17 protein-coding genes and 1 tRNA gene are annotated in these 21,172 nt (G+C 41.5%); 5 read left to right on the top strand and 13 right to left on the bottom strand.

Annotation, left to right across the window (positions count from 1 at the left end; translation table 11 throughout):
- The first annotated feature begins 20 nt into the window (after positions 1–20).
- The 3 genes from HMPREF9009_RS16335 (at position 21) to HMPREF9009_RS16325 (ending at position 3,208) form a co-directional block, all read left to right on the top strand.
- The gene (locus tag HMPREF9009_RS16335; RefSeq protein ID WP_049702730.1) at positions 21–827 is read left to right on the top strand and encodes a patatin-like phospholipase family protein; all 807 of its coding nucleotides are present in this window, start codon (positions 21–23) and stop codon (positions 825–827) included.
- 53 nt (positions 828–880) lie between these two features.
- Positions 881–2,578 carry an alpha-amylase family protein gene (locus HMPREF9009_RS16330; RefSeq protein WP_049703355.1) on the top strand — a complete coding sequence of 566 codons (1,698 nt, stop codon included), beginning with the start codon at positions 881–883 and terminating at the stop codon, positions 2,576–2,578.
- 141 nt (positions 2,579–2,719) lie between these two features.
- Positions 2,720–3,208, top strand: coding sequence for a PepSY-like domain-containing protein (locus HMPREF9009_RS16325; protein ID WP_008640124.1), 489 nt, complete (start codon positions 2,720–2,722; stop codon positions 3,206–3,208).
- Between the two features lie 87 nt (positions 3,209–3,295).
- On the opposite strand, the gene HMPREF9009_RS16320 is transcribed toward HMPREF9009_RS16325, so the two are convergent.
- The 6 genes from HMPREF9009_RS16320 to HMPREF9009_RS16295 all read right to left on the bottom strand — a co-directional run bounded on the left by HMPREF9009_RS16320 (position 3,296) and on the right by HMPREF9009_RS16295 (position 9,212).
- Positions 3,296–5,308: an alpha amylase C-terminal domain-containing protein gene (locus tag HMPREF9009_RS16320; RefSeq protein ID WP_004316879.1), complete on the bottom strand. Its 2,013-nt coding sequence runs from the start codon at positions 5,306–5,308 to the stop codon at positions 3,296–3,298.
- An 18-nt stretch (positions 5,309–5,326) separates the two neighbouring features.
- The gene (locus HMPREF9009_RS16315) at positions 5,327–5,773 is read right to left on the bottom strand and encodes a NanQ anomerase/TabA/YiaL family protein (RefSeq protein WP_008022485.1); all 447 of its coding nucleotides are present in this window, start codon (positions 5,771–5,773) and stop codon (positions 5,327–5,329) included.
- A gap of 37 nt (positions 5,774–5,810) precedes the next feature.
- A complete protein-coding gene (locus HMPREF9009_RS16310; RefSeq protein ID WP_032811766.1) occupies positions 5,811–6,485 on the bottom strand; it encodes a DUF2461 domain-containing protein in 675 nt (224 codons plus the stop codon).
- A 277-nt stretch (positions 6,486–6,762) separates the two neighbouring features.
- On the bottom strand, positions 6,763–7,359 hold the full coding sequence (locus HMPREF9009_RS16305; protein ID WP_049702729.1) for an aminotransferase class IV family protein: 597 nt from the start codon (positions 7,357–7,359) through the stop codon (positions 6,763–6,765).
- Complete coding sequence (locus HMPREF9009_RS16300) at positions 7,343–8,350, bottom strand: aminodeoxychorismate synthase component I (protein WP_049702728.1); 1,008 nt, start codon at positions 8,348–8,350, stop codon at positions 7,343–7,345. The genes HMPREF9009_RS16305 and HMPREF9009_RS16300 overlap by 17 nt, the downstream gene beginning before the upstream one ends.
- A 127-nt stretch (positions 8,351–8,477) precedes the next feature.
- Positions 8,478–9,212, bottom strand: a complete 735-nt coding sequence (locus HMPREF9009_RS16295) for a tetratricopeptide repeat protein (protein WP_008022494.1) — start codon at positions 9,210–9,212, stop codon at positions 8,478–8,480.
- A 286-nt stretch (positions 9,213–9,498) separates the two neighbouring features.
- Between HMPREF9009_RS16295 and HMPREF9009_RS16290 the strand changes: the two genes are divergently transcribed.
- A tRNA-Arg gene (locus HMPREF9009_RS16290) sits at positions 9,499–9,572 on the top strand.
- A gap of 100 nt (positions 9,573–9,672) precedes the next feature.
- On the opposite strand, the gene HMPREF9009_RS16285 is transcribed toward HMPREF9009_RS16290, so the two are convergent.
- Genes HMPREF9009_RS16285 through HMPREF9009_RS16275 form a run of 3 tightly spaced genes read right to left on the bottom strand, consistent with a single transcriptional unit; the run spans position 9,673 to position 16,236 of the window.
- On the bottom strand, positions 9,673–11,127 hold the full coding sequence (locus HMPREF9009_RS16285; protein ID WP_049702727.1) for an AbgT family transporter: 1,455 nt from the start codon (positions 11,125–11,127) through the stop codon (positions 9,673–9,675).
- 29 nt (positions 11,128–11,156) lie between these two features.
- The gene (locus HMPREF9009_RS16280; RefSeq protein ID WP_004317459.1) at positions 11,157–11,885 is read right to left on the bottom strand and encodes a DUF5932 domain-containing protein; all 729 of its coding nucleotides are present in this window, start codon (positions 11,883–11,885) and stop codon (positions 11,157–11,159) included.
- Positions 11,886–11,919: 34 nt separating this feature from the next.
- Positions 11,920–16,236 (bottom strand): DUF5113 domain-containing protein, encoded by a 4,317-nt coding sequence (locus tag HMPREF9009_RS16275; RefSeq protein WP_083444204.1) that lies wholly within the window; start codon positions 16,234–16,236, stop codon positions 11,920–11,922.
- A 153-nt stretch (positions 16,237–16,389) separates the two neighbouring features.
- Between HMPREF9009_RS16275 and HMPREF9009_RS16270 the strand changes: the two genes are divergently transcribed.
- Entirely contained in the window at positions 16,390–17,328 is a 939-nt protein-coding gene (locus HMPREF9009_RS16270; protein WP_008022499.1) for a ribose-phosphate pyrophosphokinase, read from the top strand.
- Between the two features lie 140 nt (positions 17,329–17,468).
- On the opposite strand, the gene HMPREF9009_RS16265 is transcribed toward HMPREF9009_RS16270, so the two are convergent.
- The 4 genes from HMPREF9009_RS16265 to HMPREF9009_RS16250 form a co-directional block, all read right to left on the bottom strand.
- Positions 17,469–18,638: an MORN repeat-containing protein gene (locus tag HMPREF9009_RS16265; protein ID WP_008640042.1), complete on the bottom strand. Its 1,170-nt coding sequence runs from the start codon at positions 18,636–18,638 to the stop codon at positions 17,469–17,471.
- Between the two features lie 85 nt (positions 18,639–18,723).
- Entirely contained in the window at positions 18,724–20,007 is a 1,284-nt protein-coding gene (locus HMPREF9009_RS16260; RefSeq protein ID WP_049702726.1) for a M16 family metallopeptidase, read from the bottom strand.
- Positions 20,008–20,011: 4 nt separating this feature from the next.
- Positions 20,012–20,764 carry a 3-deoxy-manno-octulosonate cytidylyltransferase gene (kdsB, locus tag HMPREF9009_RS16255; protein WP_015531050.1) on the bottom strand — a complete coding sequence of 251 codons (753 nt, stop codon included), beginning with the start codon at positions 20,762–20,764 and terminating at the stop codon, positions 20,012–20,014.
- Complete coding sequence (locus HMPREF9009_RS16250; RefSeq protein ID WP_008022508.1) at positions 20,765–21,151, bottom strand: 2-amino-4-hydroxy-6-hydroxymethyldihydropteridine diphosphokinase; 387 nt, start codon at positions 21,149–21,151, stop codon at positions 20,765–20,767.
- Positions 21,152–21,172: the final 21 nt, after the last annotated feature.

Raw genomic sequence — 21,172 nt, 5'->3', positions numbered from 1 at the left:
CGAACTAAAGAAAGCAACTCATGGAGATATTCACAAATAACAGGAATAGCCGGAAATATCAGATTGGCTATGCACTAAGCGGAGGATTTATTAAAGGATTTGCCCATCTGGGAGTTATGCAAGCTCTTTTAGAGCATGATATTAAACCGGAAATCATCTCCGGAGTAAGCGCAGGAGCACTTGCCGGTGTCTTTTATGCAGATGGCAACGAACCCCACAAAGTTCTTGATTATTTCTCCGGACATAAATTCCAGGATTTAACCAAACTGGTAATTCCTAAAAAAGGATTATTTGACCTTTGTGAATTTATAGACTTTCTCCGAACCAACGTAAAAGCCAAAAACTTGGAAGATTTACAACTTCCTCTGATTATCACAGCAACCGACCTCGATCATGGACGCATGGTTCATTTTCACCGCGGCAGTATTGCTGAACGGGTTGCTGCTTCTTGTTGTATGCCTGTTATGTTCGCACCAGTCAATATAGATGGCACTAACTATGTAGACGGAGGATTGATGATGAATCTTCCTGTCTCTACCCTGCGTAGAGTGTGCGACAAGGTGGTGGCTGTCAACGTAAGCCCCATCATGGCACAGGACTACAAAATGAATATTGTAAGCATTGCTATGCGTTCATTCCATTTTATGTTCCGCGCCAATACTTTTCCAGAAAGGGAAAAGTGTGATTTATTAATCGAACCATACAATTTATACGGATATAGCAATACCGAACTGGAGAAAGCAGAAGAAATCTTCGGACAGGGATATAATACAGCCAATGAAGTGCTTAATCAACTGTTGGAAGAAAAAGGAAAAATATGGAAGTAATCTCCTATCCATCGGAAAAAAGAATGAATACGAATATTAATAATCTACTCTATATGAATGACGAAAATAAAATAATTATCTATCAAGTGTTCACCCGTCTGTTTGGAAATAACAACAACCACTGTGTCTACAATGGCGACATTGCCACCAACGGTTGTGGGAAAATGGCTGATTTCACGCTCAAGGCACTTGGTGAAATCAAAAAATTAGGTACTACACATATATGGTATACAGGCATCATCGAACATGCCACTCAAACGGATTATCGCCGTTATAACATCAGTCCGGATCATCCTGCCATTGTGAAAGGAAAAGCTGGCTCTCCCTATGCTATCAAGGATTATTATGATGTAGATCCTGACCTGGCCAACGATGTACAGGGACGTATGAAAGAATTTGAGAACCTGGTACACCGTACACATCGCACAGGTTTGAAAGTGATTATAGATTTTGTACCTAATCACGTAGCACGCCAGTACCATTCGGACGCACAGCCCGACGGTACGACGGAATTGGGGGCTAACGATGACCCCAGTCAATCTTTCAGTCCATACAATAATTTCTATTATATCCCGCAAGCGGAACTTCGTGCCCAGTTCGATATGAAAGACGGTGCAGCAGAGCCTTACCGGGAATTTCCGGCTAAAGCTACCGGTAACAATCGTTTTGATGCTACGCCCAATATCACCGACTGGTATGAAACGGTGAAATTAAACTATGGAGTGGATTATCAGAACGGCGGTACCTGCCACTTCTCCCCAACTCCGGACACTTGGATAAAGATGCTGGACATTCTTCTTTTCTGGGCGTCAAAGAACATTGACGGTTTCCGTTGTGACATGGCAGAAATGGTTCCCGTTGAATTTTGGGAATGGGCTATTCCTCAAGTAAAAGAGGTTTATCCTGAAATACTTTTCATCGCAGAAGTCTATAATCCCAGCGAATATCGTAACTATCTGTTCCGTGGCAAGTTTGACTATCTATATGATAAGGTAGGATTGTATGATACACTGCGGAACGTAGCCTGCGGATATGAATCTGCCACTGCAATCACTCATTGCTGGCAAAGTCTGAATGGAATCGAGAAAAAAATGCTCAACTTCCTGGAGAACCACGATGAGCAACGTATCGCATCTGATTTCTTTGCCGGTAATCCGCGTAAAGGGATTCCCGCACTAATTGTTTCTGCATGTATGAACACCAATCCTATGATGATCTATTTCGGTCAGGAGTTCGGAGAGCTGGGCATGGATAGCGAAGGATTCAGCGGAAGAGACGGACGGACTACCATATTTGATTATTGGAGCGTAGATACTATACGTCGTTGGCGCAACGGAGGAAAGTTTGACGGGAAAATGCTTACTGAAGAACATAAGCACCTCTACTCTATCTATCAAAAAGTACTGACGCTTTGCAACGAAGAGCAGGCAATCAAAAAGGGGGTATTCTTTGACTTGATGTATGCTAATATAAACGGATGGCGTTTCAATGAGCATAAACAATATACTTTTATGCGGAAATACAAAAACGAGATTCTGTTTTTCGTTATTAATTTCGACAGTCAACTGGTAGATGTTGCCATCAACGTGCCTTCACATGCCTTCGACTTTTTGCAGATTCCTCAAATGGAGTCTTATCAGGCTATCGATTTGATGACCGGTGCTAAAGAAGAAATCAGCTTATTACCTTATAAACCGACAGACGTTTCAGTCGGAGGTTATAACGGAAAAATTTTAAAGATTACTTTTTAAGTAAAAAGAGTAAGAACCGCATACTCCTTATCCTCCGGGCATTTCACTTATAAATGCCCGGAGGATTATTTTATGTACATCGCTCAAACAAATATTCTCAAAGGCTGTTTAGTTATAACTAATTCTCTAAACTCAAAGCTTATGAAGAAATTTATGATTTGTGCGATCACACTGTTTTTGCTATTATCTACATCTGTTTTTGGAGATACCCCTCCCGGCAATGTACAGGCAACTTTCAAGAAAATGTATCCCAAAGCAAATGGTATCGCCTGGTCACAAGATGACGGATATTATTGCGCCAACTTTGTAATGAACGGATTTACTAAAAATGTGTGGTTTAACGTCCGAGGGCAATGGGTGATGACACAGACTGACCTTGTTAGCCTTGATCGTCTGTCACCGGCAGTCTATAATGCTTTTGTATCCGGGCCATACGCAAGTTGGGTGGTAGATAATGTGACAATGGTAGAGTTTCCCAAATGGCAAGCTATTATTGTAATTAAAGTAGGCCAAGATAACGTTGACATCAAATATCAGTTATTCTATACTCCACAAGGAGTATTACTGAAAACACGCAACGTGAGTGATATGTATGATATTCTCGGACCAAGTACCTTTTTGGTAAACTAGAACTAAATCATTCAATAGCGCAATATACGAGAAAACCCCTGCAGATATACAATGATAGTTGCAGGGGCTTCTTATTTAAAGATAAAATTATTTCTTCTTTCTAAGCACTACGGCGGTACGGGCAGGAATGTAGAGTTTCAACCACTCTTTCTTTTCCTTACTGTACAGCGGATCGGCAATAGTAAAGTGCACTACAGAATCATCTGCCAAACCGTTTCCTCCAAATGCAACGTCGTCCGTATTCAATATTACTTCATAAGCTCCCGGAGTTACCAGGAATCCATAGTCGGTAAATGACTGTTTCGGATTAAAGTTAAAGACAAATATAAGGTCTTTACGTCCGTATGCCAATACCTGATCGCCATCATTATGCCATATTTCCTGAACAGGTGTTGCCTGGAAGTCTTTCACGCTCTTCAGAACTTTCAGCATATCCTTATCAAAATCACCCATATAATGATAGGTCAGATTCTTGTTGTCTACCAAATCCCATTGGCGACGGGCATATTTACATGACCATCCGTTACCTTCACGCGGGAAGTCAATCCATTCGGGATGCCCGAATTCATTTCCCATGAAGTTCAGATAACCTCCGTTGATGGTTGAAGAGGTCAATAAACGAATCATCTTGTGCAAAGCGATACCTCGGTTGACAACATAATTTTCATCTCCCTTTTGCATGTGCCAGTACATATCGGCATCAATCAGACGGAAGATAATTGTCTTGTCTCCCACTAATGCCTGGTCATGGCTTTCTGCATACGAAATGGTCTTCTCATCCTGACGACGGTTGGTTACTTCCCAGAACATGCTGGAAGGTTTCCAGTCTTCATCAATCTTTTCTTTGATTGTCTTGATCCAATAGTCCGGAATGTTCATGGCCATACGATAATCGAAGCCGTAACCGCCATCTTCTATTTTTGCAGCCAGCCCCGGCATACCGGAAACTTCTTCCGCAATGGTTATCGCTTTCGGATTTACCTGATGAATCACTTCATTAGCCAATGTCAGGTAACAAATCGCATTATCATCCTGATGACCGTTGAAATAATCTCCATAGTTACAGAAGGCTTCACCCAAACCGTGACTATAATATAGCATAGAAGTGACTCCGTCAAAACGGAAGCCGTCAAATTTATATTCTTCCAGCCAGTACTTGCAGTTAGACAACAGGAAGTGAATCACTTCGTTCTTGCCATAATCGAAGCATAGAGAATCCCAAGCCGGATGTTCACGACGAACGCCCGGATAGAAATACTGATTCGGATCACCGGCAAAGTTTCCTAATCCTTCTACTTCATTCTTCACTGCATGTGAATGAACAATGTCCATAATCACAGCAATTCCCATCTCATGAGCGGCATCGATCAATGCTTTCAATTCGTCGGGAGTACCAAAACGGGAAGAAGCAGCAAAAAAGCTGGATACATGATAGCCGAAACTTCCATAATAAGGATGTTCCTGAATGGCCATAATCTGGATACAATTATACCCTTCTTCAGCAATACGGGGAAGTATTTTCTCGCGGAATTCGTTATAAGTGCCCACTTTTTCCTCCCGTTGTGCCATTCCGATATGACATTCATAAATCAACAGTGGATTCGTGTCGGGCTTAAATGTTTTCTTTTTGAATTTATAGGGTTTCTCCGGAGCCCAGACTTGTGCACTGAATATCTTGGTCTGTTCATCCTGCACCACACGAGTAGCCCATGCAGGAATACGCTCGCCTTGTCCGCCTTCCCAGTATACATTCAATTTGTAGAGATCGCCATGATGAATGGCATCCGCCGGCAGGTTAATTTCCCAATTGCCATTCTTTAGTTTTTTCAGCTTATAGGCTGCTTTTTCCTCCCAATTATTAAATGTACCCACCATATAAATATGAGTAGCATTGGGCGCCCATTCACGAAAAGTCCATCCCTTATCGGTGCGATGCAATCCAAAATAAAGATACCCCGATGCAAAATCTGAAAGGGTTTGTTTGCCTTTATTCGTCAATTCAGCTTCCTTGTCTAATACATGCTGATGACGCCCGGTGATAGCACCGGCAAAAGGTTCCAGCCAGGGATCATTTTTTATGAGATTAAGTGTCTTTTCCATATCAGAATTGAATTAGGATTATGCTTTTACTTTTACGATTACTTTTTTCACACCATCCGGAGTGATGCCCGGAGCATGACCGTCTTGCGGGAAGAAGATAGCAAACATTCCCGGTTTTACGGCAACGTATGTTTCTGCCAATCCTTCAAAGAAAGTAATGTCTTTTTCTGCGTTATAAGGTGCATCTGCCGGAACACAATCTTTAGCAGCGGTATACCCCATAATTTCTGTTCCCGACAACGGGATTTGAATATCAATAAATTCGTTATGAGTTTCCAGTTTGGCTTCCTCTTTTGTTTTAGGCTTGGTTTGTGCGATATTCACGAACAGATCTTTCCCTTTCAGTTCTGTCTTACCAATTTCCATGGCTTGGAGGTCATGAGACTTCAAGAAGTCAATGGCTTGTGCAAACAAAGGATTTAAAGACGCATATTTCTCCAGATTTTCTAAAGTATCTACTACCATATAAGTTAAATTTTAAAGTTTATATTCCAGGCATTATTTATTCAAAATCATCAATCGTATAATTTATAAAATCAGCAAACCGCTTGAACTGGCGGAACGCTTTGTCCATCTGTTCCAACATATCCGGCCGGGTAAAGAAGTCATCAGGAACATTATAAGAGCAAACATACTCTTTACATTTCAAATAATCGACATACTTGAAGTCTTTCGGGAAGCCTTTCGGAGCTGTTTTCAGAAAATCCTCCCCTATCACCGGAAAGTATTTCTTAAACTCTGGATCCTCTACGATCGCAACAAATTCCTCGATATTGTCATAAATAGACTGACGCACTGCTTTCAGGATATTGGGAGGCAGACACAAGCTTCCTCCGGCAAGCATCGAACCATCCGGCTGCAAGTGGACATAATATCCACAATGGTCGGATTTCTTCCCTTTGGCATTGATATAACCGCCGAAATGTATTTTATAAGGTGTTTTATCCGCAGAGAAGCGGGTATCCCGGTAAATGCGATAAGTACAGTCTTTGGGTTGAATTCCCCGGATAGTTTCATCAAACAGGGAAATACGGGCAATCACTGTTGCCAAAAAGTTGTCGAACTCGGCACGGGCTGTTTCATATTCTGCCTTGTGCTCATTAAACCACTCACGATTATTATTCGCGGAAAGATCTTTTAAAAACTGAAAGATAACAGGTATGTTCATCTTTATCATTTTCTATTATTACTCTACAAACGTACAAATTTTATTTCATATAAACTAAAAAAGGGGGTAAAAGGACATAAAAAAAGCATCGGCCTGGTAAAACCGATGCTTTAACACATTTATCAAAAAAACAGACTCTTCTGTCTCTGACGTACTTTAGCTTTCACAAGTGGAGTACAATCTCTTTAATTAATCTTATATCTAATACTATGAAAAACACATAAATATAACAGTACAAAAGTGACATTTGTTCAGCAATGCTCTGTATATTTCAGTTAATTATCGTTTATAGAATGAAATGTTTCTCATTTATAGGCAATACAATACGTTCCCAGTCAATCATGGCGTTGAATAACATGATATGTGAATAGTCGTTTAAATGTACTTGCGCGATGTCTTTCTCAACAATGAATTGCTTATTCAGAAGTTCCGCCCGCTTCGTTCCCTGGAGTAACGGATGAGCTGGAGTAAACCATGTGTGCCCATCGTAGAGGGCGATATTGGCAATAGAAGTATCTGTCAGATAGCCGTCTTTCACGATTAAAATGTCATCTGCCATTCCTCTTTGGGCATACAAAGCGTTCAGTTCTTCCCGATGTGTGCTTTTGTAAGTGTAATTAATGGTATCGGATTCTATCAGATGCAAAGAGGACACTTTCCGCATCTGATAAGGAGCATACGTGACTTCTTCTACTTCTTTTCCATACACAATCCGGCATTTATGAATCCCGTTTAAAACTGGTGGCGATATATACTCACGCAAATCAAGCGGAACAGTATCTTTCCAAAAGACTGAACGGGTTTTATTGAAACGCTCTGTGTGATAATCAAGATTATAAATCTGTCCATCCTCTATCCGGATAGTCTCAATAAATGGGTACATATACTTTTTGTTTCATTTCGTTATACTCACTTTCCGCATCGCTCTGACAGGTGATTCCACCTCCACTTTTAAAATACATTTTTTCTCCTTCCTGTTCTACAAAACGTATCATAACGGCACTATCCAGATTAATTCCATCCGAATAGCCCATAATTCCTGTATAAAACCCTCTGTCGTAAGTTTCAGCTTCCCGAATAATCTGCATCGTTTTTCTCTTGGGGGCACCGGTAATGGAACCGGCTGGCAAAAGTCGGAAAATAAGTTCTCCCAAATGTTCCGGATAGTTTTCCGGCAATATGCCTTGGATTTCAGAGCTTGTCTGAAGAATCGCCCCCTGATTAGTCTGCAATGTATCGATATACCGATACCGGGAAACGGACACTTGATTGGCAACCATGCTTAAATCATTACGAATCAAGTCTACGATAGTAGCGTGTTCTGCCGCCTCTTTAGGATCGTTCATCAATAATTGGGCAGCAGAAGGAATGGAAGCGTCAATAGTCCCTTTCATCGGGTATGAGCTAATTTTTCCCTGATGAATTCTCACAAATATTTCTGGAGAAAAAACAGTAAAAGTGTCTTTAACCCATAGCTTATAAATCGCTTTAGAGTGATAATAAATATCTTTCAGAGTGAGATTGGTATCTACCGGAGTGCGACAAGTCAGATTTGTGAGAAAACTATTTCCAGCCAAGATATTCTGTCGGACAATATTAAACGAGCGTTGATAGGAATAGAAAGATTCTGCAGAAGGCTGCCAATGGATAGAGTTCGCTGGTTTAGCAGAAAAAGAAGGTGTATACTTTTCAGTTGACGTAGCTTGATTGGTAAATCCATTCAAATTATACAAAAGTTCAGTAGAATCAACAGCAGCAACCTCTTCTATATAAGATGCATCCTGCAGATAATTGATAATAAAAACAAAAGGACGATGGTGTTGTCCAAACTGATTCATCCGTTTGATGGCCTGTTCCTTATTATATAAGTGCATAAAATATTTCAGCGTTTAGGAACGGCAAATGTACACAAAAAGTATAGATTAGAAAAAGATAGCAATAAAAAAGGGTTGCCCGACGTATCATACCGGCAACCCTCTATCATTTACAAGATTGGTCAAATTACTTCATAACAGCTTTCACTTGAGGAAGCATCTTTTTCACATTTTCATTTTCCGGAGAGATCTTAGCAGCCTCTTCCAAATAGTCTAATGCTTCTTTAAATCTTCCATCCGCTTTTGCTTTTTCTGCAGCATATTTGTCTGCGTCTGAATTTGCCAAAGGAGCAGCTTTCTTCAGGATATTAGCTCCGTCATTATAACACAAAACTCCTAAACTGTACAATGCATTTGTTTTATACTGCTTGTGATCCAACGGAATTACTTTCTTGAAACAATCTTCTGCTTCTTCAGCCTTTCCAGCTTTCTGTGCTGCAAGTCCTGCTTTTAGATAATGAAGACCATAATTCTTCACCATTGTCTTATTTTTAGGATCGACTTTCAGCCCTTCTTCTAATGTAGCTACATATTCAGCAGTCTTCTTTTGTGCATCTAAAGCCAAAGCCTTACGAGCATACGCATTTCCTATATTAAATTTTTTCTGAATAGCAATATCGAAAAAGGTCACGGCTTCCGCATACTTTTTCACTTCGTCTGCTGCTATACCACAATAGTAAGCTGTTGCAGAATCTTGATTATTAGTCTGTTTCAGATATTCGCTGAACTTCGCATACGCTACTGGATAATTTTTAGCATTAAATGCGTCATTTCCTTCTTTTTTCAATTGCTCTGGGGCGGTTTGTGCAAAAACATTAGTCACTACAATACAAAATGCAAATAAAAAAATCAATTTCTTCATAACTTTATGTGTTTTTTAGTTGTTTATCGTCCAAAAGTAGAAGTTATAATAGAAAAACACAACCGTATTTTATTTTTTTGACCTTTTTGAAACCTATATAACTTTCGTTATTCTTCGTAAAAATGACGTTTTCCTATTTATTCATCCCAAACCATATAACTAAACAAAATATTTCTCTTTTATAAATTACTGATTCATAGATACAAAGAAATATATGAATAAAAAAGTGCCGGAAAGTTTTTGAGTTTTCATAAAAAGCACTACCTTTGCATCCGCAAATAAGGCTGGTTCCGTAGCTCAGCTGGATAGAGCAACGCCCTTCTAAGGCGTGGGTCAAGCGTTCGAATCGCTTCGGAATCACTTAAAGAAATCGCAAACAGCTATTAAAATAGCGTTTGCGATTTTTTCATTTAATAGAATCGTCCACATGTTGCCTACTTGATATTTTTTCACGTACCGGCTACAATCCCATCGGTATTTTCAACAAATACCAGGTAATAAACATCAATGTCCAGGCAACCAGGATACCTAATGAATATCTCCAAGTATATTTAAGCAATGAGCCATACGTAATCTGTTTATCATACTGCCGCATATAAGTCAGTACCAAAGGCATATAGAATAAGAAAGGAGTAATGGCATTCGTCGAACTATCTCCGATACGGAAAGCACATTGTGCTACATCCGGAGCAATTCCCATCTGTGCAAACATCGGAATAAAGATAAAAGACATAAAAGCCCATTTGGAGGTAGCAGATACCATAATCAGGTTTATCAATGCCGTAAATAGAATAAACAGGATGAGAGCAGACAAAGGAGCCGGCTCAAACGAAGAGAGTAAATCAGCTCCCATGATAGCTAAACATTTATCCAGATGGGAATATTCAAAACAGGCAAACATCTGTGCAGCAAAGAAAGCGATAACGAAATACACTCCAAGAAGTTTCATTGGCTGCGTAAGTCCTTCAATCACATCATTGTCAGTGCGATACCGTCCGGAACTGAATCCATAAGCCATCCCTGTAATACCTGCTCCCAAAGAAAGTAAGAACAAAATACCGGCAATAAAAGGCGAATGCATCAAACCTCCGTTCACCCCACGCAAAATTCCATAAGAAGAAAAAGTAAGCCACAAGATAAGAGCGACATAAACAGCTGCTACAACAATGGAAATCATAATGGCACGCCGCTCTTTGCGAGACAAAGGATGATAAGCCACCACTTTCACACTGCCTTCATACTTTCCTAATGTGGGAAGAAGCCATTTTTGAGTAATCCAATACACAATAGCCGTAATGACTACCGTTGAAGCACTCATAAAGAAGTAGTTACAAAGAGGTTCCGTGTTCCCCTGATAACCCGTTTGCGCCAGTGCCGCCTCTTGTGTGGTATGCGCCAATAACGGGTCCATCGTACTCAATACAATATTAGCACTATACCCGCACGCAACAGAGACATAAGCTATAACAATCCCAGCAATCGGGTGAAGTCCCACCCACTGGAACAGCATAGCAGCAATAGGCAATAAAATAATATATCCACCATCCCCAATGGCATTCGACAACAAACCGAGCACAATCACCCACAAGATGATTTTCCTCTTTTCCTGCCGGTTCCCTACTCCCATGCGGATGCACGCATCAATAAAACCGGAATGTTGTGCTACTCCCAGTCCGAACATAGCGATAATCACCATGCCCAACGGAGCAAAGCCCGTGAAATTCTTAATAGCGTTCCGCAACCACCAACGGATTCCTTCCGGACTCAACAGGCTTTGTACACGGATGTCCTCACCTGTCTGCGGCAATGTCACTTTCAACCCATAGATATCACATATCCATGAAAGAAAGACCACTGCCATTGTCAGCAGAAGGAACATCGTAGCGGGATGGGGCATACGCCATTTATTCTTCATTACTTTCCAGAGGTATTACTTGCCATTACTTATTCTTCGTCAGGCTCCAGATTATCCAAATCGATAATACGCAATTCCAGTGCACGTACTGCCAATCGGGTAGCATTCACTCCCACCCGTTCTCCATTTGGGAAAAGGCGTCCGATAAGATCATTCTGTCGTTTCTCCAATGATTTTACGCCGAAAGGCATCCCTTTCAGATTGGCAATCATCTCCTTCGTATATCCTAATGCCAAATGGCGGAGAAAACGTTCGTCGTATTCATCAATGTCATAACTGATGACTGCTTCCTGACGCTTGGCATCGTTGGCTACAGATTTCTTGAAACGATCTACAATCTTTTCCAAAATCGGATAGTTGAATACCAGCTTCTTTCCGTCCATCACAGCCTGCACATCTGTTTTCGTCAGTAGTTCTCCCGTTTTGAGGATAATTCCGTCGGCACCGGCATTCAATACATCCACCCACAACTTTTCATTCAGAATCTCACCCGTGAAGATCAGTACCCGAACTCCTTTGTAGCGTTTGAATATATTCCGGCAAATGTCAACACCAATGGTCGTAGAACCTCCCAGTCCTAAGTCCAACAATACCAAATCGGGAAGCTGCGCCTCCATCAACGGCCAGAACTCACTTTCCGTCATTGCCGTACCGATCACTTCCGCATTCGGTATTTCATGACGGAATATTTCTTCTGTCCCTTTCAACTCCAGTTTTACATCCTCTACGATAATAACTTTAAACTTCTGTTCTTCCATGTTTCTTATCTAATAACTTTTATGTGTTCTCCTTTTATCGGCGCGGAATGGTGAAATAAACCGTAAATCCTCCGCCTTCAGCCGGTTCGGCATTGATACGACATCCTCTGCGTCCCGCAAATTCGTCATGGTCGCGGATAATCTGCTTGCATACCAGATATTCCGTTCCTCTCAACTCCCCTTTCTCACCGGAAGTCATACGTGCCAGATTCGGATAAAATAATTGATTCAATTCTTCCACGCTCTTTTCACGTCTCGTATCCGTAAAGAGAAAACGAATATATTCATTATCCTGACGTGCTTGCAGACGTATCACCCCATCTTCACGCACAGTCAATGCTTCATCAATCAAATTTTCCAATAGAAAACGCAACTGGTTCACGTCTCCTATCACCTTCGCTTCCATCGGTTCTATCTCCAGTTCTATCCTCTCCGAACGGTTCTTCATTGATTTCTTGAAGTATTTTCCGGCAGCGTCCAAAAGCTCCTGCACCGGAATTACAGTACGCCGGAAAGTGACTTCCTCCAATTGACGGGAAGCGCACGAGCTCAAAATCGTAAAGATTCCCTTATAATATTCAATCAATTCCGTCATAGTCTCCACCGCTTCACGCTCCTCCGTTTCCGAAAGCTTCTGTGTATTCAACCGCCCTACAATCTGTTTGATTTTATTCGGATAATAGATCGTCTCATGTTTAATTGTCGACAAGCAGTTGTCAAGTACCATATTCTGTACATGCAACATACTGTCTTCCCAGGAAGCTCTGCGTGTTTCTTCATGCGCCGATTCAATATCCCGGTATTTAGTAGCCAGTTTCACCACTGCATTAAATACGACAATAGCCACATATCGCGCTACCAGTTCAAAAAGCAGCCGGTCTGTTTCCTGTTCTGTTCCCTCCCTGCGTTCCAGATAAAGCACACCGACACATTGATGTTCACCTCCTGCTTCCACCATCAGCGGAATTGCCAGAAGATGCTGTTCAGAAAGATATTCTCCGGAACTAAAACACTGCTCTACCATCTCCGGCATTTCCTGCCCGGGACGAGAAGCGTATTCCAGCCGATGTGTCGTTTCGTTATAAACGGCAATTCCCATCCGGTCAATTGTCAGTAGTTCATTCACCGAAGCGAATGCTTCATCCACAATACGTTGCGGGATTTCTTTAAGCGTACTTTCCTCCCGTTGGAGTGCCTCTGCATTTTCTTGTTCCTGCGGTCTGACCAAAGATGCCGCAAATACCTTTTGATTAATCTCAAGTACCTGTTCGAGATTCAAACGATTCTGCAAACGTTTTCTCATATACAGGAAATAGTATCCGACCAAAGAAACAATCAGTAGAACAAAACATAAAATAATTCCTACTGTCTTATTCGTATTCGACCGTTCCAACTGTCGGCAATATGCTTCAAGAGTCTGATCTTCTCCTTGCAACTTATACAAATCCGTAAATGCCGAATTATTGTAACTGTATGCATCCAACTGTTTCAAAGCCAAAAAAGCAACCGCCGCCTCATTCCTGATATCCAGAATCACATGATAATCCGAATCAAACAATTCGTTCCACCAACTGATTTCGGCAGGCGTTCCTTCACCCACCAGCTTCATATACCGATGCGGACGATCCGGACGCGCATATTTCTCATAATGCTCGTTCAACAAGAGTATAGCAGAATCTATATATTGCAAAGCAAATTCATAATTTTCATCCACATTAGCAAAATAGGCAGCATTCGCATAATCCGACGCTGCATCCAGTAAATCCTCATAGGCAGAATCCGTAACCACCACTATCGAATCGCCCTCCTGCAACATGGGAGGAATCGGATCATGCAGACAAGAGCTCACCCCAAACGGAAGCAACAGGCAAAGCAACAAGACTCCCATCGCTTTACGCACTCCCGAAGGCAAACGGAAATAGAAACGACTCCCCTTCCCCAATTCACTCTCTACATCAAAGACACATCCCCGGAACAATTCATTCGTTTTCTTATATTTCTCAATGATTCCCTTACAATTCATCAGTCCGAAACCACTGCCCTTATTTTCCTTCAGAACCTCCGGATCAGCTACATTCTTCATTCCGATGACACGAGAGTCATATACTTTCTCACCGATAATACGAGCCACATCTTCTTCGGAAATCCCCCTTCCGTTGTCTTCTACGGAAATCTCGACATACGCGTCCATAGTACGGGCACACACTTTGATTGTTCCTCCTTCCGGAGTATATTTTCGGGCGTTTTCCGCCAGCGTGTTAATCATAAACAAAGTCAATGCCCGGTCAGCCTTCACCATAACCGTAGTCGGTTCTATTTCCAACTTCTGATTTTTCATTTCAAAAGCACGTCTCCCTTTGCCTAACAGTTCAAAGAGTTCATTGAGATCGAACGTTTCAATATTCAGGCTAAGCGTCCCCTGCTTCATCTTAATCCAAAGAGCCAAAATATCATTGTATTCATTAATCGTAGTTACCAGCTCGTCAATGTATTGATACTTCTCTTTCTTTATCTTTTCATGATCGATATATCCTCGTTCCGTCAACTTATGCACCTCATTCAAGATACGGTCGATATAAGGATTTATCCCATTCACAATGGCCAGACAAGCCTTCTTAATCAGATTTTGGCGTTTATTTCCCGCGATATGTTGTTCGTAAACATATCGTTGCTTTTCCAATTGCATCCGCTCGTCACTCAACGCTTCTACCATCTGCTCATTGTCCGCAGCCCAAACGATATACGGTTCAAGCACGTGCACCAACGCTTTTTCATCACGGTTCAACCGATGCAAAGGAACCAGTGCCGCTTTTCCTTCCTCCGGAATTTCCAGTTGAAGACGCCCTTTTCCGAACAGTTGGTCGATGCCTTGTTGAATTAACGGAACATTCATTGGTATAGAAGAAGTGATGTCCCGGCAAAGAGCCAGTATCCGTTGCAGACGTTCCACATCTACTTGATTCCTTATTTTAGATCGCTTATTGAAAAACCACCAAAGAATAACCACCAGTACAAGTCCGGCAATAACCAAAGAAAGCACAAGCGTCATTTGTCGTGAATCGGATTCCAACGAAAGATAACGACTCTCCAACTCTTTATCCTGACGAGTATAATTCAGAATATCCAGATATATATTTCGGTTGTAATCAGAAGCATACTTCATTCCAAGCCCGGCATACGATACACTCAATTGTTCCCGAATCCTCGAAATCCATTCAGGCACCGTCCTTACGTCTTCCTCCATAATCCACGGTACTCCAGTATATGTCGTATCTCCTTCCGCATAAATACGCAACTTGTCCAACGTATCCACTGCATGATGATAATAAAGCATATGGTGTTGGTTCACACAATCCAACGCTTTTGTAAGCGTATCCAATGCTTCCGAATAACGTCCGTGCTCATTCATATACTTACCGATAGATACATACGCACCGGCAATCTGATACAAATCATTATACTCCCGGAATTTTTCAAGCGCAAGCTGTGCCATTCGCAAAGGTAAAAGCGAATCTACAGGAAAACCGAACTGATCCAGCGCATATCCCCTCCTTGTTCGGAAGAGTTCGAAGTTATTGGGAGAAACCATCAGATTAGCCAACCCTTGCAGACCATTTCCTTCGAAATAAGGATGATTAGTCTGAACCGCAGTCCTCCAGGTTATATATAGTTGGTCAAACTCACGCATTTTCCTATCCTCCGGCTTGGTGGCTTCCACCAATGAAGCCGATCCTTTGATATAATGATAATAAAGCAACTGATTCGTATCTGCCAATACTTCATCTTCCGGGATCTGATTGAGAGATGCGATGGCTTCCTGCCTTTGCTGAAGATAATAGTAATAAATAGAAGAAACAATGAAAAATTCGGTGAAAGCATAATCCAGTCGAAGTGCCTCGTGGCGGTCAGCAAACAAATCACTCTCTTCCCGAATACGTTTCATACGCCGGAGCGCACTGTTACGATAATCATAAAATTCTTTGTTCATAGCTGTCCGCTGACAAATCTTCATCAGTCCGATATCAGCAATCAACAGTTCAAGCTCATTTTTAGTCAGTTTATATACTTCCTTATGTAACGCTTCCGCCCGGTCAAAATCCATCGCCATAAAAGCACAGAATCCGAGATTATTGGATGCCTCCGCTTTCCCCGACTTATAAAAATTTACCTGTTGATAAGCTTCATTGGCATATTTATAGGAGGAATCCAAGCTTCGATAACGATAAGTATACGCTTTCCCGTTTAAAGAATCAATCAGGCGCACCTCTTTGGTCGGCACCATATCAGTGCACGAAAAAAAAGAGGTAAACAACACTATACCTATTATATATAAAGGAAAACGTGAACTCATTTTTGACTATTAACTGTTTTCAGAAAGCAAATCTACAAATATTTCCGATAAGTTGGAGAGAAAAATATTTTTTATACAATAAGTCCTTCTAAATAATAAGAGAAATTCCTACCTTTGCAGGCAAATTAACAAATAGGTAACATCTATTACAAAATGAGCGAAAAAGCACCCTTTATGGTATTCTCGGGAACGAACTCGAGATATCTTGCAGAAAAAATCTGCGCGAGCCTGGATTGTCCTCTGGGAAATATGAACATTACCCATTTTGCCGATGGCGAATTTGCGGTTTCATACGAGGAGTCAATTCGTGGCGCACATGTATTCCTGGTTCAATCCACTTTCCCTAACTCAGACAACTTAATGGAACTTCTCCTGATGATTGATGCTGCTAAACGTGCATCAGCAAAGAGCGTTGTAGCTGTAATCCCCTATTTCGGATGGGCTCGTCAGGATAGAAAAGACAAACCTCGTGTATCTATCGGGGCTAAGTTGGTAGCTGATCTGCTGTCTGTTGCAGGTATCGACCGACTGATTACGATGGATTTGCATGCTGACCAGATCCAGGGATTCTTCAATATCCCGGTAGATCACTTGTACGCATCAGCTGTATTCCTCCCTTACATCCAGTCATTGCAATTGGAAAATCTGGTTATTGCTACACCGGACGTAGGAGGTTCAAAACGTGCCAGCACTTTCTCCAAATACCTCGGCGTACCATTGGTACTCTGCAACAAATCACGTGAAAAAGCCAATGAAGTAGCATCTATGCAAATCATCGGTGACGTGGAAGGTAAAAACGTTGTCTTGATTGATGATATCGTAGACACAGCAGGAACAATCACCAAAGCAGCCAACATCATGTTGGAAGCCGGTGCCCAATCTGTACGCGCTATCGCCAGTCATTGCGTAATGTCTGATCCGGCTTCTTTCCGTGTGCAAGAGTCTGCCCTGACAGAAATGGTATTTACTGACAGCATCCCTTATGCTAAGAAATGCCCGAAAGTGAAACAGTTAAGCATTGCCGACATGTTTGCTGAAACAATCAAACGAGTAATGAATAACGAATCTATCAGTTCACAATATATCATTTAAATGAAGAATGATAAATGAAGAATGAAGAATAAGAAAGCCGGCTAATTTCAAGTTTAGCCGGCTTTCTTATTTGTCTCAACATACTAAGAATTTGAATTGGTGATAGTAAGCAACCAATTTTTCATTCATCATTCATCATTTTATTGGAGTCTTCCGAATTTATAGGTTCCTTTTTTAATCACTTTTCCATCTTTATCTGTTTCGACAAAAGGGCCATCCTTCTTTCCTTGTTTGAAAAAGCCATCGAAGCGATTACCATCTTTGTCGATTTGTACGCCTTGACCCTCTTCCAATCCATCAACGAACCCACCTTTATATTGCATACCAGCAACAGTTTTCAGAGTGCCTTGTCCATTGGGACGGTTATCTTTCCAGTCACCGTCATAAACATCGCCATTGCTCCATTTATAAACTCCTTTACCATCACGTTTATTATTTTTCCAGCTTCCTTCATACACAGCACCATTCGCCCAGGTAAAAGTACCTTTTCCGTCTTGCATGCCGTTCTTGAAATTACCTACATATTTATCACCGTTAGCATGGTAATAAACTCCTGGACCGGTTCGCTCACCTAAGAGATACGAGCCCTCATAACGGTCGCCCGTGTGAAAGTAATAAGTACCTTTTCCATGTTGAATATCATCCGCCCAGTCACCATCATATTTATCTCCATTGGTATATTCAAAGACCCCTTTTCCGTGACGAACATCATCCTTCCAGTCTCCATCGTATTTAGAGCCGTCATCCCAGTTCATGGTACCTTTACCGTTCTTCTTATCATTTTTCCAGTGACCGGTATATTTGGCACCGTTTGCCCAAGTATATGTACCTTCGCCTTCACGTTTATCATTCACCCAATGACCTACATACAAATCACCGTTATGATAATACATAGTTCCTTCACCATGCTGATAATCCTGATACCACATACCGTCGTAACGGTTGTTATTCATAAAATAATAGATACCTTTTCCGTGCTGCTGGTCCTGGAACCACTGTCCTTCGTACTTTTCTCCGTCAGGGAACATATAAATTCCATATCCTTCACGTTTCCCTTTCACATATTCACCTTCAAAGACATCACCGTTTTTAAAAACCGTTTTTCCTTTTCCGTTCGGTTTTCGCCCTTTCATTTCTCCCGTATAGACACTGCCATCCTTAAAAGTATAGTTGCCAATCTTTATTTCAGTGGAGAATGTATCTTTAATTTTTCCGAAAAATCCGCCTTTTTTTCCTTCATTTTCTTGTGCCATTACTCCCTCTTGTGCGAGGAGAGCCAATAAAAGTGTAGTATATAGATATTTCCTCATTGGTTTTAGTCGTTACTCATTTTAGAATTACAATTTGGACAAAGATACAATTTCTATCCCAAACAGCCCACTTTCGGAAAGCAATTTATGACAACTTTTTACCTGCAATGACCTCTTTTAATGTCTCTTTGCACAAATAGCGCTGTGCCAAATCTTGTATTTCTGCAGGAGTAACCTCGTTTACAGCCAGCAGAGAACGTGAAAAGTAGTCATCATCCAGACCGGAAGTAGCAATAAAGATCCATGCATCCGAAAGTGAGAAAGGAGACTCATAACTACGGCACATTTCGCCCAACATATAGTTGCGTACGATAGTCAGTTCTTCCATCGACACAGGTTCCTGATGCAGACGGTCAATTTCATGATATACTTCCTGTATCAACGGTTCCACATATTCATTATCCGTTTCTGTCGAGATAGCCAGCAATCCGCTATCCGGATAAAACATGATTCCTGCTGAAATGCCATAAGTATACCCCTTTTCTTCACGGATATTAGACATCAGACGACTGCCGAAATAGCCTCCGAATAAAGTCATCAATACCCGGAGTTTCAGATAATCAGGATGGTTACGAGTGATGGTTGTATATCCCATCTTTACAGCACTCTGCATGGCATCCTCACGTTCTATAAAAATTCTCTTTTCGGGAACGGCAGTAAAAGGAAAGCTTAATTTCGATGCCGGCTGTTGATGTTGACCAAAAGAAGTGCCGAATGTATCCGTCACCCGGCTGATAATATCCTCCGTCACCTTGCCGGACAAGAATATAGAGCAATTGCCCGAATGGTAATACCGTTCATAAAATTCACGAAGCACTTCCGGAGTGATGGCATGATAATCTTCCTCCACCACTATTTTACCACATGGATGCTGTTCGCCATAAAGCGACTTCAACAGACTGCGATGTGCCAGGAAATCAACTTTGGAAGTATTGACCAGATATTGTTGGATATTGGTATCGAGGATAGTATGCAATTCTTTCTCCGGGAAAAGCGGTTCTTTAATCATGGATTCTACCACCTCCAATGTTTTCGCCAAATACTTATTCAACGAATAAACAGTGATGTATGCATACTCCGACGAGCTGGACAGTTCGAGCCACGAACCGTAGTAATCCAGTTTCTCGGCAATGGTGGCAGCCGTATATTTTGTCGTACCTTCGCGCAACATCCGGTTTGTAAACAAGGCTTGCAGTTTCTGCGACTGCTGCCAACGGGCTCCAGCGAAAAGCACATCTATGCGTACTACTTCCTGTTCACCCGCATTAATAACAGTCAATGGAATACCATTTGGCAATGTCATTCGGACGGGAGGAAGTATACGAAAATTTTTCAGGGTTTGTATTTCAGGTTGTATTTTACGATCCATACGATTAGATTCTATTCTTCAAAAACTCTTCTGCCCGTTCCAAATCTTGCGGGGTATCGATTCCGATAGTTTCTACTTCACTAATGCCTACCTTTATCTTATATCCGTTCTCCAGCCAACGGAGCTGCTCCAAAGATTCAGCCAGTTCCAGAGAAGACTGCGGAAGCATGGTTATCTCCTTCAGCACATCTGTACGATAGGCATACAGTCCGATATGCTTGTAGTAGGTATGTCCCTTCAGCCAGTCCTGTTTCTCGGCATTACGCTGATAAGGAATAATGGATCGGCTAAAATAAAGCGCGTTCCAGTTCTTATTGACTACCACTTTCGGTGAATTTACGTTTTCCAGTACAGCAAACGGTTCATCTGCAGTAAAAGGTTTCACCAGCGTGGCAATCTGCGTGGTTACATCTTCGAAACAAGCCTTTACCGCATCCAATTGTGAAGGCTGAATAAAAGGTTCATCTCCTTGTATATTAACCACGACATCAAAGTCACCTCCAATCTTTGTACAAGCTTCATAACAGCGATCTGTACCGCTTTTGTGATGAACAGAAGTCATCACAACCTTACCTCCGAACGCCTTGACAGCAGCTTCAATACGCTCATCGTCCGTGGCTACATAAGCATCATCCAAAACGCCAGCCACTTGTTCATACACACGTTGTATAACAGTTTTTCCACCCAACATAGCCAACGGTTTTGCAGGAAAACGAGTGGATGCATAGCGGGCAGGTATAATTCCAAGAAATTTCATCTACTTAATAAATAATGAAGAATGGAAGGCAGATAATGACTGTTGTATATATCCCCTTTGCCAATCTTCCGGTTTTACTATTTTGTTATCATATAAAAGCATGTCAATGTCCAGACAAACTTTCTCCTCTTTTTTATCTTCCGGACGACGTCCGGACCTTTGCTCTATATCTTTCAGCATTTTCCTCACTACCTCTTCATCTTTATCGGAAAAGAACATAACCACTTGGTTGGAAAACAAGGCCGGATTCTTAAAAAATAAAGGTTCAGTTTCCAATTCGGGCGCAAAACATATAGAAGAGAACGATTCAGTCAGTTCCTGTCTGGCAAAAGTCAAATTCTCTTTCCTGTTGTAATTACTCCCTATGCAAACAATATACCTATGCATTAAAAAATAAGTATTTAAGTA

This window comes from Bacteroides sp. 3_1_13, from assembly GCF_001185845.1.
Classification (GTDB): Bacteria; Bacteroidota; Bacteroidia; order Bacteroidales; family Bacteroidaceae; genus Bacteroides; species Bacteroides xylanisolvens.
This window is presented reverse-complemented; position numbering and strand designations above follow the sequence as displayed.

Bases quoted from the DNA above. Each gene is read 5' to 3' on its own strand.
- HMPREF9009_RS16330 (WP_049703355.1), top strand. From the start codon at position 881: ATGAATGACGAAAATAAAATAATTATCTATCAAGTGTTCACCCGTCTG.
- HMPREF9009_RS16250 (WP_008022508.1), bottom strand. From the start codon at position 21,151: ATGCATAGGTATATTGTTTGCATAGGGAGTAATTACAACAGGAAAGAG.
- HMPREF9009_RS16260 (WP_049702726.1), bottom strand. From the start codon at position 20,007: ATGGATCGTAAAATACAACCTGAAATACAAACCCTGAAAAATTTTCGT.
- kdsB (WP_015531050.1), bottom strand. From the start codon at position 20,764: ATGAAATTTCTTGGAATTATACCTGCCCGCTATGCATCCACTCGTTTT.
- HMPREF9009_RS16280 (WP_004317459.1), bottom strand. From the start codon at position 11,885: ATGGAAGAACAGAAGTTTAAAGTTATTATCGTAGAGGATGTAAAACTG.
- HMPREF9009_RS16305 (WP_049702729.1), bottom strand. From the start codon at position 7,359: ATGTACCCATTTATTGAGACTATCCGGATAGAGGATGGACAGATTTAT.
- HMPREF9009_RS16265 (WP_008640042.1), bottom strand. From the start codon at position 18,638: ATGAGGAAATATCTATATACTACACTTTTATTGGCTCTCCTCGCACAA.
- HMPREF9009_RS16310 (WP_032811766.1), bottom strand. From the start codon at position 6,485: ATGATAAAGATGAACATACCTGTTATCTTTCAGTTTTTAAAAGATCTT.
- HMPREF9009_RS16315 (WP_008022485.1), bottom strand. From the start codon at position 5,773: ATGGTAGTAGATACTTTAGAAAATCTGGAGAAATATGCGTCTTTAAAT.
- HMPREF9009_RS16285 (WP_049702727.1), bottom strand. From the start codon at position 11,127: ATGAAGAATAAATGGCGTATGCCCCATCCCGCTACGATGTTCCTTCTG.
- HMPREF9009_RS16320 (WP_004316879.1), bottom strand. From the start codon at position 5,308: ATGGAAAAGACACTTAATCTCATAAAAAATGATCCCTGGCTGGAACCT.
- HMPREF9009_RS16300 (WP_049702728.1), bottom strand. From the start codon at position 8,350: ATGCACTTATATAATAAGGAACAGGCCATCAAACGGATGAATCAGTTT.
- HMPREF9009_RS16325 (WP_008640124.1), top strand. From the start codon at position 2,720: ATGAAGAAATTTATGATTTGTGCGATCACACTGTTTTTGCTATTATCT.
- HMPREF9009_RS16270 (WP_008022499.1), top strand. From the start codon at position 16,390: ATGAGCGAAAAAGCACCCTTTATGGTATTCTCGGGAACGAACTCGAGA.
- HMPREF9009_RS16295 (WP_008022494.1), bottom strand. From the start codon at position 9,212: ATGAAGAAATTGATTTTTTTATTTGCATTTTGTATTGTAGTGACTAAT.
- HMPREF9009_RS16335 (WP_049702730.1), top strand. From the start codon at position 21: ATGGAGATATTCACAAATAACAGGAATAGCCGGAAATATCAGATTGGC.
- HMPREF9009_RS16275 (WP_083444204.1), bottom strand. From the start codon at position 16,236: ATGAGTTCACGTTTTCCTTTATATATAATAGGTATAGTGTTGTTTACC.